Origin of the sequence: Pantoea sp. JKS000250, assembly GCF_003201065.1 — a bacterium.
GTDB lineage: Bacteria > Pseudomonadota > Gammaproteobacteria > Enterobacterales > Enterobacteriaceae > Pantoea > Pantoea vagans.
In genome coordinates, this window is sequence record NZ_QICZ01000001.1 from 317,631 (window position 1) to 331,395 (window position 13,765).

Below are 13,765 nucleotides of genomic sequence, written 5' to 3' on the forward strand. Positions count from 1 at the left end.
GTGCTGCATCAGTCTGTTGCTGATACAGCTTGTGCAGGGCACTTTAGCGCAAATGGCTGACAGATAAATAGCTATTTTCCGCGCACGGCTTTTCCGCTACTTTGAGTAAAACCCTTTGAGGAAATGAGTATGTCACCACTCCATCCGCGACCCCTGCGGGGCAAACTTGACGTTCCCTATCAGCAGTATGGCCGCTCTGTGCTGGGCGCACCGCTGCTGTGGTTTCCGGCTCCGCTCGGCGATCCCGACAGCGGACTGATCCTGGCCGGCACCCATGGTGATGAGAATGCGGCCATCGCGACGCTCTCCGCCGCATTACGCACGCTGCCCGACGGCATGCGTCGGCACCATGTGGTATTAGCGGTGAATCCGGATGGCTGTCAGCTTGGGCTGCGCGCTAACGCAAATGGCGTCGATCTCAACCGTAACTTCCCGGCAGCAAACTGGCAGTCAGGCGAGACGGTGTATCGCTGGAACAGCGCGGCCGATGCGCGTGATGTGGCGCTCTCAACCGGCACGCATCCGGGCTCTGAACCGGAAACCCAGGCGCTCTGTGCCCTGATTCATCAGCTTAAGCCGCGCTGGATCGTCTCATGGCATGAACCGCTGGGCTGCATTGACGATCCGCATCAGGTGGAGATTGGCGGCTGGCTGGCCAGCCACACCGGCCTTCCCCGCGTCAGCAGCGTCGGCTATGACACGCCAGGCTCATTCGGCAGCTGGTGTCACGATCTCAGTCTGCCCTGCGTCACCGCTGAAATGCCGGTGATTTCTGTGGATGAAGCCACAGAGACTTACCTTGAGATGATGGTCAACCTGCTGCGCTGGCAGCAATAATCAGCTGACCGTTGCGCACGTTGATCGCCGGTTCTGCATCGACCGCCAGCCAGGTTGGCCCGTCGAGATCGGCGAAGCGGGTCTGCGGCACCAGCGGCAGCGCAGCGCGTATCGCCCGCGAGGTACAAAGCATGCAGCCCAGCATCACCGTAAAACCCTGCTGCTGAGCCGCATCGGCCAGCGCCAGCGCCTCGGTCAGTCCACCCGTTTTATCCAGCTTAATGTTGACCATCTCATAGCGGCCTCGTAGTGCCACCAGGCTTTCGCGGGTATGACAGCTCTCATCCGCGCAGATCGGTAACGGATGGATAAAGTTCTCCAGTGCCGCATCCTCATCCGCGGGCAGAGGTTGCTCCAGCATCGCGACATTGATATCGGCCAGCAGCTGACAGCGCGCCGCCAGCCCCTCAGCATGCCAGGACTCATTCGCATCCACAATCAGCGTCGCGTCCGGCACAGCTGCGCGGATCGCCATCAGCCGTTCGGTGATGAAATTATCGTCCAGCTTAACCTTCAGCAGCGTTGCACCATGCTGCCACAGCGCCAGCGCGCTGCTGGCCATCGCTTCCGGGGTATCGATACTGACGGTCTGTGCGGTGACCACATCCTCAGGCGCACTAATACCGCTAAGCTGCCAGAGGCTGCTCTGCTGCTGATGTGCGGCCAAATCCCACAGTGCGCTGTCAATCGCGTTGCGCGCAGCACCAGCAGGCAGTGCCTGTTGCAGCGCTTCGCGCGTCATGCCCTGTTGCAGCGCGGGCAGCAGCGTGGCGATTTGCGCCAGCACCGAGGCTTCGCTTTCACCGTAGCGCGCATAAGGCGTCGCTTCTCCGACGCCTTTGACGCCGTCTTCCTCAATTTCAACCACCACCACTTTGACTTCGGTTCGCGTTCCACGGGCAATGACAAACGGCGTATGCAATGGCCAGGCTTCGGGATAACTTTTTACCGTTCTCATTTCCACTCCACAGTGTGTGAGGCAGTGACAGACCGCCACGTAAATTCAACAATTGAACTCGTAAACCCTTAACATTTATGTCATAAACAACGGCTATCTTTAGCCGTTTTGTATTGGATATTTTTTCTCATCAAAAGGAATCACTATGTCTCAGACTGTTCATTTTCAGGGTAACGCCGTACCGGTTGCTGGTCAGTTTCCTCAGGCTGGCGATAAAGCCAAAGCTTTCACGCTGGTCGCTAAAAACCTGGTCAACGTTGCGCTCTCTGAGTATGCAGGAAAACGCAAAATTCTGAACATTTTCCCGAGTGTTGATACCGGCGTCTGTGCTTCATCAGTGCGCAAATTCAATCAGGCCGCGAGCGAACTGAATAATACGGTGGTGCTGTGTATTTCTGCGGATTTGCCGTTTGCCCAGTCACGTTTCTGTGGCGCAGAAAACCTGAGCAACGTAGTCACCCTGTCGACGCTGCGCGGCTCAGAGTTTAAATATGATTATGGCGTGGAAATTGCCGATGGTGCGCTGGAAGGTCTGACTGCTCGTGCGGTGATCGTGCTGGATGAGAACGATAAAGTGATCTACAGCCAGCTGGTGGATGAAATCACCACTGAGCCTGACTACGACGCTGCACTGGCCGCGCTGAAGTAATAAAAAAAGCGGATAACCCGGTTATCCGCTTTCACCTTTTGTTTGCCGCTTATTCGCTTTCGTTGCGCTTCTGCCCCAGACCATATTCCCGCAGCTTATTGGCAATCGCGGTGTGCGACACCCCCAGCCGTTTTGCCAGCTTTCGGGTGCTGGGATAAGAGAGATAGAGCCGCGTCAGAATCGAGCGTTCGAAACGGCTGGTGATCTGATCCAGTGTGCCTTCCAGGGCTTCATCGCCGAGTGACACATCCAGCGCCTGTTCAGGCAACACGATATCCTGCGGACGCAGTTCGTATCCTTCCAGCTGAGTTAACGCCCTGTACAGCGCGTTTTTCAACTGACGCACGTTGCCAGGCCAGGCATAGCGGGTCAGAAACGCATTGAGCTGTGGCGAGAGACGCGGACGCGCCATGCCCTGCTCATCCGCAAATCTGGCTACAAACATTTCAGTCAGCGGCAGAATGTCCTGTGGACGATCGCGCAACGGTGGCAGTTGCAGCGTCAGCACATTGAGACGGTAGAAGAGATCCTCGCGGAACTCCCCGCGCTGCACCAGTTCAATCAGGTTCTTCTGCGTGGCGCAAATCACCCGCACATTGACATGCACTTCATGCTCTTCACCGACGCGACGGAAAGTACCGTCATTCAGAAAACGCAGCAGCTTGGTCTGCATTCTTGGCGACATCTCGCCAATCTCATCCAGCAGAACCGATCCGCCATTGGCCTGCTCGAAAAAGCCTTTCTTGCCTTCCAGCGCATTCGGATAAGCACCGGCAGCATGACCAAACAGCTCGCTTTCCGCCACGTCGTCGGGCAAAGAGGCACAGTTCAGCGCCAGGAAAGGATTTTTCCCACGGGCACTGCGCAGATGGCAGGCGCGTGCCAGCATATCTTTCCCGGTGCCGGTGTCGCCAACAATCAGTAGCGGCGCATCAAGCATCGCCAGTTTGCGCGCCTGATCAACGACCTGACGCATCTTCGGCGTGACGGCAATGATATGGTCAAATTCCGATTCGTCGGTGACCACCAGATTCTGCAACTGGCGGCCCATGCGGGCTGTCGACTTCAGCATTACCATCGCCCCAACCGGCCTGTCACTCTGGCCCTCTTCACCCGGCAGATAGATAGGACGCGCTTCCATCAGAAAATCACGCCCCTCAATAACGACATGCTGGGCCTGCGCCTCAACCCGATCGCTCTCCAGCCAGCGCTGGAAATTAAAGCCATTAATCAGATGACCGGCGCTAAAGTTGCGCATCTTCTCTTCATCGAGATTAAACAGGTTCTGAGCGGCCGGATTGGCCAGCTCAACCTTGCTTTTCAGGTCGATGGAGAAAACCGGATCCGGCATCGCCACCAGCAGCGCACTCAGCGCACGATGCTCCCGTTCAGAGGGCATGTACGTCACCGTGCGCACATCTGTTACGCCGGGTGTACGGCGAATTTCTGCCATCAGATTACTGAAGGCGTCAAATTCCAGTGCTGAAAAGTTCAGGTAGATGCGGCCCAGCGCCGTAATTTCGATACCGCGTAAATCAATGTTGCGTGCCACCAGCAGGTCAAGCAGTTCACGCGTCAGACCGATACGGTCCTGACAGAACACTTCCAGACGCATTGCGTTCGCCTTAATCAGGTTCAGATAAAACAATAATACGCTATGTGGCGCACCTGCAGAAAGGTATCTGTCAGGAAATGTTGACAGTTACAGCGCGTATGGTGGACTTTTGTACGGACCTGCTGTCGACTGTCATTGCCGGTTGAATGTCAGTCTTTGTCAGCACCGGACTGTTGATTGCGGGCTGACTAAGGTATATTTTTCACAACTGATTTGAATTGATGATAAAATGCTGACTTTCTTCGCAAAATATCTGACTGTGGGTATGGTTAATACCCTGATTCACTGGGTGACCTTTTTCATCGCCCTGAGCCTGGGTCTCATGCAGTCGACCGCTAACCTGATTGCATTTTGCATGGCCGTCACCTTCTCTTTCTTTGTGAATGCGCGCTGGACCTTTAAACAGCAGGCGACCGCGTGGCGTTATATTCTTTACGTCGTTTTTATGGGTGCGATGGCATTCAGCGTGGGTTGTCTGGCCGATCGGTTGGGCCTCTATCCGATTATTACCCTTGTCATCTCATCAGCTATCAGCCTGGTGTGTGGCTTTCTTTTTTCCCGCTTTATCGTCTTCAAGGGAGAATAATGAAAATCTCTTTGGTGGTGCCGGTATTTAATGAAGAGGAGGTTATCCCTCTTTTTTATGATGCGGTCAGAAAATATGAAGCGCTGGCAGAGTGGCAGGTTGAGATTGTTTTTATCGATGATGGCAGCACAGACGCAACCTATAAACTGATATCCCAGCTAAGCCAGCGCGATCCGCTGGTGCGCAGTCTGTCGTTTATTCGTAATTTCGGCAAGGAACCGGCGCTGTTTGCCGGCCTGGAAGCCGCCACCGGCGATGCCGTGATCCCGATTGATGTGGATTTGCAGGATCCGATCACGATTATTCCCGACATGATCCGTAAATGGCAGGCAGGCGCTGATGTCGTGTTAGCCAGGCGGATTGACAGGCGTGCCGATGGCCACCTCAAACGTAAAACAGCGCACTGGTTTTATAAACTGCACAACAGCATCAGCGATCCGCAGATAGAGGAGAACGTCGGTGATTTTCGGCTGATGTCGCGTGAAGTGGTTGAGAACATTAAGCTGCTGCCCGAGAAGAATCTCTTTATGAAAGGCATTCTGAGCTGGGTCGGCGGACAGACGGACATCGTGGAATATGTGCGCACTGAGCGGATCGCAGGCCGCAGTAAATTCGGCGGCTGGAAGCTATGGAATCTTGCGCTGGAGGGACTGACCTCATTCTCTACCGTTCCGCTACGCATCTGGTCATATCTGGGCTTTCTGGTGGCCTCGCTGGCCTTCCTGTATGGACTCTGGATGATCGTGGATAAACTGCTGTTTGGTAATCCGGTGCCGGGTTACCCCTCTATTCTGGTTTCGGTGCTGTTTCTCGGTGGGGTGCAGCTTATTGGCATTGGCGTGTTGGGTGAATATATTGGCCGCATCTATATAGAAACCAAAAACCGGCCTCGCTATATTTTGCGAAAATCCGTGACGACCAGACTAAACCCGCCTCAGAACACGGATTAAACTGCCCGTTCAGGCGCAGAGAAGATGGCCAGATTAAAAAAGGATGAATGATGTTCGCCACTGATACCGGACTGACACGTCGTAAGGTTTTTTTACTTATTGCGGTAGTTTTTCTGATTGCTTACAGCCCCGCTTATTTAACCCATTACGCCTATACCGATGACTGGACGAATCTCTACTGGGCTAATTTTGACAGGCTGAGTATTTTAAACTGGGACACGTTATCCGGCAGGCCGGTTTATGGGATTATTCAGTACAGCGCCTCTTTTTTGGTGGAGAGCGTAGAAAAGCTGGCACTGCTGCGTTCAGTTGCGATTGTTCTGCTCATTTTAAGCGGTTATTACATCTACAGCCTGTGTCAGAAAGATGGGCTGCTGGAGAATCAGGCTCAGCGAATTACTTTTGCATTATTGCTTTGTCTGCTCCCTTCATTTCAGGTTTATGTTGCATGGGCATCCTGTTTCCCCTATATCGCTGCGATTTTACTGGCGGGTGCCAGCTATCGTTTGTCGATTAAACCGGGCATCCCAGCCCGCCTGTCAGCATTCTGCCTGCTGACCATCGCATTCTGTCTTTATCAACCGGCTGCGATGAGTTTTACCTTCTATGCTGCGCTGCACCTCTGCTTTTCCGCGCGGAAAATTGATAAGAAACAGGCGCTCATCTCACTGATGGTGCTGGGCGCAGGCATGTTTGCTGCGCTAATCGCCTCGAAGGTGCTGCCTGTCCAGCTTTATGGTCATATGCTGCCACGCTCAGCATTCAGCTACGACATCCTGGTTAAGCTGAAATGGTTTTTTACCGAATACCTGAAGAACGTGATCTGCAATTTTGACCTTGGCGCAAAAACGGTATCGGTGATCATCTCTTCGATCATTATTGGTTTTGGCCTGAAGAAAATTAAAGCCGCGGGCAACGACAAATTTTATCTGATGTTTGTCTTACTGCTGATTGCCGCATTGCCTAATCTGATTGTCAGCGAAAGCATGGCCGCTTACCGGACATTGATTGCCGGTGCGCTGATAACCACCAGCGCATTTATTCTCGGCCTGTTTGAAATCAGCAAAAAGTTAAAATGGAAAAAGCCATTCTATGCGCTGCTGGTGATAGTGGCTGGCTCGCTGACGATAAGCCATCTGATCAACGGTTATTCAGTTCCGGCTCGCAAAGAGTTTGCCCTGCTCGATCAGGCGATCATTCAGCAGGTTCCGAAGGAATTTAAAGGGGCGCTCTATTATCGTCTGACCGGCGAGTACCTGCCGAAGGTTGCGACGTTACGAAAATATGATGATTTCGGTGGGCTTGGGCTAAGCATGTCATGGACATTCGCCGGAATGGCGCATTTTATCCGGGAGAAAAACGGAATGGCCTTTACGCTGCCAGCGAATCCGGTGATCACCGATGAAGCGGCGTGTCCGGGTGAATGCCTGACTATCGATTCGAGGCAGGTCCTGCGCCAGCCACACTAAAAAAAGGCGGCCAGGCCGCCTTTATCATCCAACAGAGATTCAGGCTGACTTATTGCCGCCCTTCTGCAGCGCCTCTTTCATCTGCCCCAGCAGTTCACGACGAAAGTCGCCGAGCCTTGGCTTATCCTGCTCCAGCCAGGGCAACGGACGGCAAAGCTCCATCGCTTTAATACCCAGTCTGGCGGTTAATAAACCTGCACCAATACCCTGCGCGGCCCGCGTGGAAAGCCGGGCGGCGATATCCTGCGACATCCAGTCCATACCCACTTCCCGCACCAGTTCAGACGCCCCGGCAAAGGCCATATTAAGCAGCACCAGACGGAATAGCCGGATGCGGCTGAAGTAGCCCAGCTCGATGCCATAGATTGCCGCGATACGGTTGACCAGCCGCAGATTACGCCAGGCGATAAACGCCATATCCACCAGCGCCAGCGGGCTGACCGCAATCATCAATGTGGCTTCCGCTGCATGACGGCTGATCTCGCGTCGCGCCTGCCGATCCAGCACTGGCTGCACCAGTTGGGCATATAAGCGAACGATTTCACTGTCATTGTGGGTTTCATGCAGCGAGGCATGCCAGCGCTGCAGGGCCGGATGCGCCTGATCCAGCTCCGCCTGCTGCGCCAGCTTTTCGCAGAATGCGCGGCCTTTGCCGATGCCATGACTGTGCAGCAGCTCACGGCCCACATCCCGCTCTTCCGCGCGCTGACGCAACTGATAGAGGCGACGCCACTCGGTGGTCAGCGCGCCCACGCCCGCCAGCACAATCAGGCCACCTGCCACGCCGCTGCCCAGCGAAAACCAGTCGCGGGCCAGCCAGGCATCGTGCGTCCACTGTACACCCTGTGCAATCACGCTGACGCCAAACAGCAGCGCGCCTGCCGTCACCATTTTGCGCCACAGACTGCGCTTTGGCTTCAGCGCGGCTTCCACCGCCCGTTCACCTGCGCCCTCCTCTTCGACGGCGGCATCCTCCTCATGCACCGCCAGAAATGCAGCCTGCGCTTCGGCTTCAAAGGTCTGCGCCGGGCGCAGCGGCGTCGTGTTGCTCTCATCCAGCGGACGGGCAAAATCGATACGCGGCTTCAGCGGATCGCTCATCGCAATTTATCTCCCAATAAAAATTCCAGCGCGGCATCCATGCGGATATGCGGCAGCGGACGATCGACGTCGAGCTGCTGCGGCCGGAACTGTTCAAACTGAAAGCCCTGCTGCTGCCAGAAGGCATTACCGGGCAGGCGCGGCGGCACTTCACCGGGATAGACGGTGAGCGGCTCGCCATCGGTCAGACGATGACCGCGCAGGGCCGGGATTTTTTCGCCACGGTGATCGACCAGCCCGCTCTGCGTCGCCTGCACCGACGCCAGCCCGATGCAGTCCATACTGATGCCTTCAAACGCCGCGTTTTGCCAGGCATCCTGCACCAGTTGCTGCAGCAGGGAGACCATGTTGCCATGCTGATCGCTGGTAATGTGGTCCGCCTTGGTAGCGGCAAACAGTAATTTGTCGATCACCGGTGAGAACAGCCTGCGGAACAGAGTGCGCTGACCGTAATGAAAACTCTGCATCAGTTGCGTAAGTGCCAGCCGCATATCGTTAAACGCCTGGGGACCGCTATTCAGCGGCTGCAGGCAGTCAACCAGCACAATCTGGCGATCAAACCGCAGGAAGTGATTCTTATAGAAGCCTTTCACCACATGCTGGCAATAGTAGTTAAAACGCTGCTGCAGCATGCTGAAGTTACTGCCCTTGTCCGCCTGCGCCAGCTTAGTCAGTTGCGCCTCATCAGACGTCGGCCAGGGGAAGAACTGCAGTGCGGGCGCGCCTGCCATATCACCGGGCAGCACGAAGCGGCCGGGCTGAATAAAGTGTAAGCCTTCCGTTTTACAGCGATGCAGGTAGTCGGTCCAGGCGGCAGCAATTTCCGCCAGCTGGGTTTCATCGGCGGGGGCAAGCGGGTCGAGTTTTTCGCAGAGTGCGCGCCACGGCTTAGCCCACTCAGCGCGATCGCCCTGCAGCAGACCGTTCATCTGTCGGGACCAGGCGAGGTAGTCCTGCGCCAGCATCGGCAGATCAAGCAGCCATTCGCCAGGATAGTCGACAATCTCAAGATAGAGCGTCGCCGTCTCTTTCAGGTGGCGCAACAGGGAATCATTGGGCCGGTAGCGCAGCGCCAGACGCATTTCGCTGACGCCGCGGGTTGGCGTGGGCCAGGCAGGCGGCGTGCTGTAGAGCTGAGCCAGGCCTTCGTCGTAGGTAAAACGCGCCGTGCCCATGTCACGCTGTGGCACCCGTTTTACGCCCAACAGGCGTTCATCCCGCACAACGGAAAACAGCGGCAAACGTGCGCCGCTGTGAACCGTTAAAAGCTGATTAACCAGTGAGGTTATAAAGGCGGTTTTACCGCTACGGCTTAAGCCGGTTACCGCCAGCCGCAGGTGGCGATCGACACCACGGTTCATCAACGCCACTAATTCAGTTTGCAGTCTTTTCATCGTTCTCCCTGATGAAGCGCGAAGCCACCCGGTTCATTACGCGTTTCAGCAGTGGCTCCAGTGCCACAGCCAGCAACAGACGTAACGGGCGTCGCGCTACCGATTTCACCGCCCAGCCAGTGACACCAGCGGGACCGTAGGTAACAGCATTGATAATGATGAATTTAGCCGCCGACTTCAATGCAGGTGCCGCGCGGTGACGAAAAGCAGTGGATCGCGAAAAAGACATTAAACCTCCATTGAGCCGGCGTTCGGGCCTGAAACAGGCCCGGCAATAGCAGAATTAAATCTGACGGAAGCGGCTGCGCACGCTGAAGGTTTCAGACGTGACATAGCGCTCCAGGTCGCGCACGTTGCGCTCATCCCGTTGCAGGGTGCTCTCCAGCTGATCCAGCAACTCGCTGGCGGTTGGCTGGCGTTCGCCGTCACTGGCGTTGGCAGGCTTCTCATCCAGCACAAAACCCAGCACGAAATAGGCGATCACCGTAAAGACAAACAGTCCAAAGAACAGCGATAACACCACAATAACCCGCAGCAGGCGAACCGGGATGTCGAGATACTCCGCCAGACCCGCGCAGACGCCCATCAGCTTGCCTTCGTCAGGCTTGCGCCATAACTTACGACCTTTCATCATGGCTGCCTCCAGTTAGGATGCTCAGCGTCCAGAATCGCTTCCAGCGCATCAATACGTTCACGCATCCGCTGCGCATCCTGCGTGACGCGCTGCAGCCGCTGGATTTCGCTTTGCGACAGTTCCGAACCGCCGTTGCGTTTGTTGCTGTAATGCAGCCATAACCAGATCGGTGCGACAAACAGCACAAAGATCGTTAGCGGTATGGCGAGAAAAAGTGCGCTCATTGACTCTCCTTAATCACTTATCGCAACGTCGATGATTACTCACTGCGGTTCATTTTGGCTTTCAGCGCATTAAGCTGCTGGCTGATTTCATCATCCGCTTTCAGGTCAGTAAACTGCTGGTCCAGGGTTTTCGGTTTACCAAAACCGTGGCTTTCAGCTTCCGCTTCCATATGGTCAATGCGACGTTCAAAAGATTCAAACCGGGCCATCGCTTCGTCGATTTTGCCGCTGTCGAGCTGACGACGCACATCGCGTGATGAAGAAGCCGCCTGATGACGCAGGGTTAACGCCTGCTGACGGGCACGTGTTTCGGTCAGTTTTTTCTCCAGCTCGCTGATTTCGCCTTTCATGCGTTCCAGCGTCTCTTCAACCTGGCCCACTTCCTGTTTCAGGGAGGCGATCAGGTCGGTGAGTTTCTGTTTTTCAATCAGCGCCGAACGCGCCAGATCATCTTTGTCTTTGCGCAGCGCCAGCTCCGCTTTTTCCTGCCAGTCAGCCTGCTGCAGCTCGGCCTGCTCAATACGGCGTGACAGCTGTTTCTTTTCAGCCAGCGACCGCGCGGAGGTAGAGCGTACTTCAACTAAGGTGTCTTCCATTTCCTGAATCATCAGGCGGACCAGTTTTTGTGGATCTTCTGCGCGCTCCAGCAGGGAATTAATGTTGGCATTTACGATGTCAGCGAAACGAGAAAAAATACCCATGATGATGTTCCTCTTTTTAATGTCTTAAAACGTGATGTCCTGCCTGATTAATACAATATGCGTGCCAACTTTATATCTTTTTGATTTAAATCACATTTTAAATTTTACAGGCTTTTCGTCATGTTTTAAGATAGTCAAAATGATTAAGGGGTGGCGAAATTCATCATGACAGGCACGAATGATAATCTGCTGGGTGAGTCTAATAATTTTCTGGAGGTACTGGAGCAGGTTTCAAAACTGGCTCCCCTTGAGAAACCGGTGATGGTGATTGGCGAGCGCGGCACGGGTAAAGAGCTGATCGCCAACCGGCTGCACTATCTCTCTGACCGCTGGCAGGGACCGTTTATCTCGCTGAACTGCGCCGCACTGAATGAGAATCTGCTCGACTCTGAGCTGTTTGGTCATGAAGCTGGCGCCTTTACCGGCGCACAAAAGCGCCATCTGGGACGTTTTGAACGTGCTGACGGCGGCACGCTGTTTCTGGATGAGCTGGCAACCGCACCGATGCTGGTGCAGGAAAAACTGCTCAGGGTAATTGAGTACGGGCAGCTCGAGCGCGTGGGCGGCAATCATGCCTTGCAGGTTAACGTACGGCTGGTCTGCGCCACCAACGAAGATTTGCCCGCCCTGGCAGCGGCAGGCAAATTCCGCGCCGATTTGCTGGATCGTCTTGCCTTTGATGTGGTGCAGTTGCCGCCACTGCGCGAACGCCGCAGTGATATTCTGGTGATGGCCGAGCATTTTGCGATTCAGATGTGCCGCGAGCTTGGCCTGTTGCTGTTTCCCGGCTTTACCGCTAAAGCGCAACAAGCCCTGCTTGATTATCACTGGCCCGGCAATGTTCGCGAGCTAAAAAACGTGGTTGAGCGCTCCGTCTATCGTCACAACAGCAGCGAGCTGCCGCTGGATAATGTCATTATTAATCCGTTCGCTTCACGCTCTGAACCGGTTATGCTCCCGCGTTCCAGTCAGGAGACAGAGAGTAGCGGCCTGCCTGCCCTCCCGCTGGATCTGCGTCAATGGCAGAATCAGAAGGAGCGGGATCTGGTCGATGCCAGCCTGCACCAGGCTCGTTACAACCAGCGCCGCGCCGCCGGATTATTAGGCGTTACTTACCATCAACTGCGCGCGATGATGAAGAAGCACGATATAAAAGCGGAAATTTGATTCGCCCCCGCCGATGAATGCTCACCCTGCCTCATGAAGAATTATCTCAACGAGGCAGGCGATTGTTGGCAAGGTTTCATACTTTCCAGAGAAATGAAAAGCTGATTCCCTGCTGCTTTGTCATGAATAAAATTGCTATCACGTGTTGTACGGCTTAGTTCCCATTCGTTCAGGTTGCCTGAGGGCGGGAACCCATCCGACGGCAGCGGTAACAATGACAATCGCCAGTGCTGACATCAGTAAGACGCGCTCTATGCCATATTGTGCCGCCAGCGGCCCCGCTACCAGCTGTCCAAAGGGAATGGCAACAAAAGAACCCATTGCATCATAGGCGTACACGCGGGCGAGCTTATCCGGTAGGATATGAGTTTGTAAGGAGTGCGCCCATATTACGCCGAACAGACCTAATGTAGTGCCGGCAATAAAGAACCCGGCTATCAGCCATATTGCTGTTGCATTCTGGCTCAGCATAAATATCGGGAGTGCGTAAAGTCCTGCCAGCATAGCGCCAGTAAAGAGATCGCGACGTGGATGCCATTTCATGGCCAGTAAAGAACCCGCAATTAACCCTGCGCTGTGGGCGGCTACAATTATCCCCCACTGCGTGCGCCCGAATGAGGCGTCAGCAATCATTGGGCCCAGTACCACGACAATGCCATTGAAAGCGACATTGATAACAGCGAACTGGACGACTATCGACCAAATCCAGCTTCGGCCAGCAAATTCCGCCCAGCCTTCTTTTAAATCCTGCAGGATATTGCCCGGCAAGGTTCCTGCCTTCTCTGCGCTCGCACGAATGAAGAAATAAAGCGGCGCGGAAGCCGCAAAGCCCAGCGCATCAATCGCCAGTCCCCAGCCCGGCCCGACAGCGCTGGTGATCACGCCTCCCATCGACGCCCCCATCACCGTGCCACCATAAACACCGAGCTGAATTAATGCATTAGCCTGACGCAGGTGCTTTGCAGGCACGACCTGCGGAACCAACGCAGACGAAGCAGGCAAAGCAATCCCCGCTGCCGCGCCATTCAGAGCACCCAGCAAGGTGAGGCTCAGTACCGTGGCTGAACCATCAAGCACAGACCACGCAACGATAGTCTGAGAAACAGCGGCAACCAGCGCCGATACAACTAACACCCGACTGCGTGAATAGCGGTCAGCAACGACACCCCCCACCAGCAGAAACAGCACGTTGAACAGGGAGCGGGAGGCTACTACCACGCCTAAATCAGAGGCAGATCCCCCTATATCGAGTACCGCAAAAGCCAACGCAATGGGTGCGATTCCATTGCCCAGTACGGTGAACAGACGTCCTAAAAAGAGATAACGAAAGGATGCATAATGGAAAACCTGAGCATTTTTCTGGAATTTATTCATTGTCAGGAGTTGGGTGAGCTGAAGTTGTGCATATAGTAACTGCGTTTCTGTAATAGTTAAGTCCGGTTTTATGCAGGTCTCCCGCACGTTATTGCGAGGCTTTACA

15 protein-coding genes are annotated in these 13,765 nt (G+C 54.8%); 6 read left to right on the forward strand and 9 right to left on the reverse strand.

What is annotated here, in order from left to right; genetic code table 11:
* Positions 1 to 129: 129 nt before the first annotated feature.
* Positions 130 to 837, forward strand: coding sequence for a murein tripeptide amidase MpaA (gene mpaA, locus BY447_RS01650; RefSeq protein ID WP_033783201.1), 708 nt, complete (start codon positions 130 to 132; stop codon positions 835 to 837).
* On the opposite strand, the gene ycjG is transcribed toward mpaA, so the two are convergent.
* Complete coding sequence (gene ycjG / locus BY447_RS01655) at positions 812 to 1,795, reverse strand: L-Ala-D/L-Glu epimerase (protein ID WP_110330341.1); 984 nt, start codon at positions 1,793 to 1,795, stop codon at positions 812 to 814. The genes mpaA and ycjG overlap by 26 nt on opposite strands.
* Before the next feature lie 145 nt (positions 1,796 to 1,940).
* Between ycjG and tpx the strand changes: the two genes are divergently transcribed.
* On the forward strand, positions 1,941 to 2,444 hold the full coding sequence (gene tpx, locus BY447_RS01660; RefSeq protein ID WP_013357974.1) for a thiol peroxidase: 504 nt from the start codon (positions 1,941 to 1,943) through the stop codon (positions 2,442 to 2,444).
* A gap of 49 nt (positions 2,445 to 2,493) precedes the next feature.
* Here the strand turns inward: tpx and tyrR are convergent, their stop codons facing one another.
* Complete coding sequence (gene tyrR / locus BY447_RS01665) at positions 2,494 to 4,059, reverse strand: transcriptional regulator TyrR (RefSeq protein ID WP_013357975.1); 1,566 nt, start codon at positions 4,057 to 4,059, stop codon at positions 2,494 to 2,496.
* Between the two features lie 229 nt (positions 4,060 to 4,288).
* Between tyrR and BY447_RS01670 the strand changes: the two genes are divergently transcribed.
* Genes BY447_RS01670 through BY447_RS01680 form a run of 3 tightly spaced genes read left to right on the forward strand, consistent with a single transcriptional unit; the run spans position 4,289 to position 7,064 of the window.
* Entirely contained in the window at positions 4,289 to 4,645 is a 357-nt protein-coding gene (locus tag BY447_RS01670) for a GtrA family protein (RefSeq protein WP_110330342.1), read from the forward strand.
* Positions 4,645 to 5,595: a glycosyltransferase family 2 protein gene (locus BY447_RS01675; RefSeq protein ID WP_013357977.1), complete on the forward strand. Its 951-nt coding sequence runs from the start codon at positions 4,645 to 4,647 to the stop codon at positions 5,593 to 5,595. The genes BY447_RS01670 and BY447_RS01675 overlap by 1 nt, the downstream gene beginning before the upstream one ends.
* A gap of 47 nt (positions 5,596 to 5,642) precedes the next feature.
* Positions 5,643 to 7,064 carry a hypothetical protein gene (locus BY447_RS01680; RefSeq protein ID WP_323859477.1) on the forward strand — a complete coding sequence of 474 codons (1,422 nt, stop codon included), beginning with the start codon at positions 5,643 to 5,645 and terminating at the stop codon, positions 7,062 to 7,064.
* A gap of 39 nt (positions 7,065 to 7,103) precedes the next feature.
* On the opposite strand, the gene BY447_RS01685 is transcribed toward BY447_RS01680, so the two are convergent.
* From BY447_RS01685 to pspA, 6 genes are read right to left on the reverse strand one after another with little or no spacing between them, the layout of a single operon-like run.
* On the reverse strand, positions 7,104 to 8,165 hold the full coding sequence (locus BY447_RS01685) for a YcjF family protein (RefSeq protein WP_110330344.1): 1,062 nt from the start codon (positions 8,163 to 8,165) through the stop codon (positions 7,104 to 7,106).
* Positions 8,162 to 9,559 carry a YcjX family protein gene (locus tag BY447_RS01690; RefSeq protein ID WP_033783208.1) on the reverse strand — a complete coding sequence of 466 codons (1,398 nt, stop codon included), beginning with the start codon at positions 9,557 to 9,559 and terminating at the stop codon, positions 8,162 to 8,164. Before BY447_RS01690 ends, BY447_RS01685 begins: the two co-directional genes overlap by 4 nt.
* On the reverse strand, positions 9,540 to 9,788 hold the full coding sequence (gene pspD, locus BY447_RS01695; RefSeq protein ID WP_003853796.1) for a phage shock protein PspD: 249 nt from the start codon (positions 9,786 to 9,788) through the stop codon (positions 9,540 to 9,542). The genes BY447_RS01690 and pspD overlap by 20 nt, the downstream gene beginning before the upstream one ends.
* A 54-nt stretch (positions 9,789 to 9,842) precedes the next feature.
* Positions 9,843 to 10,193: an envelope stress response membrane protein PspC gene (gene pspC / locus BY447_RS01700; RefSeq protein WP_013357981.1), complete on the reverse strand. Its 351-nt coding sequence runs from the start codon at positions 10,191 to 10,193 to the stop codon at positions 9,843 to 9,845.
* On the reverse strand, positions 10,190 to 10,417 hold the full coding sequence (gene pspB / locus BY447_RS01705; protein WP_013357982.1) for an envelope stress response membrane protein PspB: 228 nt from the start codon (positions 10,415 to 10,417) through the stop codon (positions 10,190 to 10,192). The genes pspC and pspB overlap by 4 nt, the downstream gene beginning before the upstream one ends.
* 35 nt (positions 10,418 to 10,452) lie before the next feature.
* Positions 10,453 to 11,118 (reverse strand): phage shock protein PspA, encoded by a 666-nt coding sequence (gene pspA, locus BY447_RS01710; protein WP_013357983.1) that lies wholly within the window; start codon positions 11,116 to 11,118, stop codon positions 10,453 to 10,455.
* A gap of 165 nt (positions 11,119 to 11,283) precedes the next feature.
* Here pspA and pspF point away from each other — a divergent pair, with 165 nt between their 5' ends.
* Positions 11,284 to 12,285 (forward strand): phage shock protein operon transcriptional activator, encoded by a 1,002-nt coding sequence (gene pspF / locus BY447_RS01715; RefSeq protein ID WP_110330345.1) that lies wholly within the window; start codon positions 11,284 to 11,286, stop codon positions 12,283 to 12,285.
* 138 nt (positions 12,286 to 12,423) lie between these two features.
* Here pspF and BY447_RS01720 read toward each other — a convergent pair whose 3' ends face one another.
* Positions 12,424 to 13,659, reverse strand: coding sequence for an MFS transporter (locus BY447_RS01720; RefSeq protein ID WP_110331897.1), 1,236 nt, complete (start codon positions 13,657 to 13,659; stop codon positions 12,424 to 12,426).
* Between the last annotated feature and the right edge of the window lie 106 nt (positions 13,660 to 13,765).

Coding starts and splice junctions, on each gene's coding strand:
- mpaA (WP_033783201.1), top strand. CDS start 130: ATGTCACCACTCCATCCGCGACCCCTGCGGGGCAAACTTGACGTTCCC.
- ycjG (WP_110330341.1), bottom strand. CDS start 1,795: ATGAGAACGGTAAAAAGTTATCCCGAAGCCTGGCCATTGCATACGCCG.
- tpx (WP_013357974.1), top strand. CDS start 1,941: ATGTCTCAGACTGTTCATTTTCAGGGTAACGCCGTACCGGTTGCTGGT.
- tyrR (WP_013357975.1), bottom strand. CDS start 4,059: ATGCGTCTGGAAGTGTTCTGTCAGGACCGTATCGGTCTGACGCGTGAA.
- BY447_RS01670 (WP_110330342.1), top strand. CDS start 4,289: ATGCTGACTTTCTTCGCAAAATATCTGACTGTGGGTATGGTTAATACC.
- BY447_RS01675 (WP_013357977.1), top strand. CDS start 4,645: ATGAAAATCTCTTTGGTGGTGCCGGTATTTAATGAAGAGGAGGTTATC.
- BY447_RS01680 (WP_323859477.1), top strand. CDS start 5,643: ATGATGTTCGCCACTGATACCGGACTGACACGTCGTAAGGTTTTTTTA.
- BY447_RS01685 (WP_110330344.1), bottom strand. CDS start 8,165: ATGAGCGATCCGCTGAAGCCGCGTATCGATTTTGCCCGTCCGCTGGAT.
- BY447_RS01690 (WP_033783208.1), bottom strand. CDS start 9,559: ATGAAAAGACTGCAAACTGAATTAGTGGCGTTGATGAACCGTGGTGTC.
- pspD (WP_003853796.1), bottom strand. CDS start 9,788: ATGTCTTTTTCGCGATCCACTGCTTTTCGTCACCGCGCGGCACCTGCA.
- pspC (WP_013357981.1), bottom strand. CDS start 10,193: ATGATGAAAGGTCGTAAGTTATGGCGCAAGCCTGACGAAGGCAAGCTG.
- pspB (WP_013357982.1), bottom strand. CDS start 10,417: ATGAGCGCACTTTTTCTCGCCATACCGCTAACGATCTTTGTGCTGTTT.
- pspA (WP_013357983.1), bottom strand. CDS start 11,118: ATGGGTATTTTTTCTCGTTTCGCTGACATCGTAAATGCCAACATTAAT.
- pspF (WP_110330345.1), top strand. CDS start 11,284: ATGACAGGCACGAATGATAATCTGCTGGGTGAGTCTAATAATTTTCTG.
- BY447_RS01720 (WP_110331897.1), bottom strand. CDS start 13,659: ATGAATAAATTCCAGAAAAATGCTCAGGTTTTCCATTATGCATCCTTT.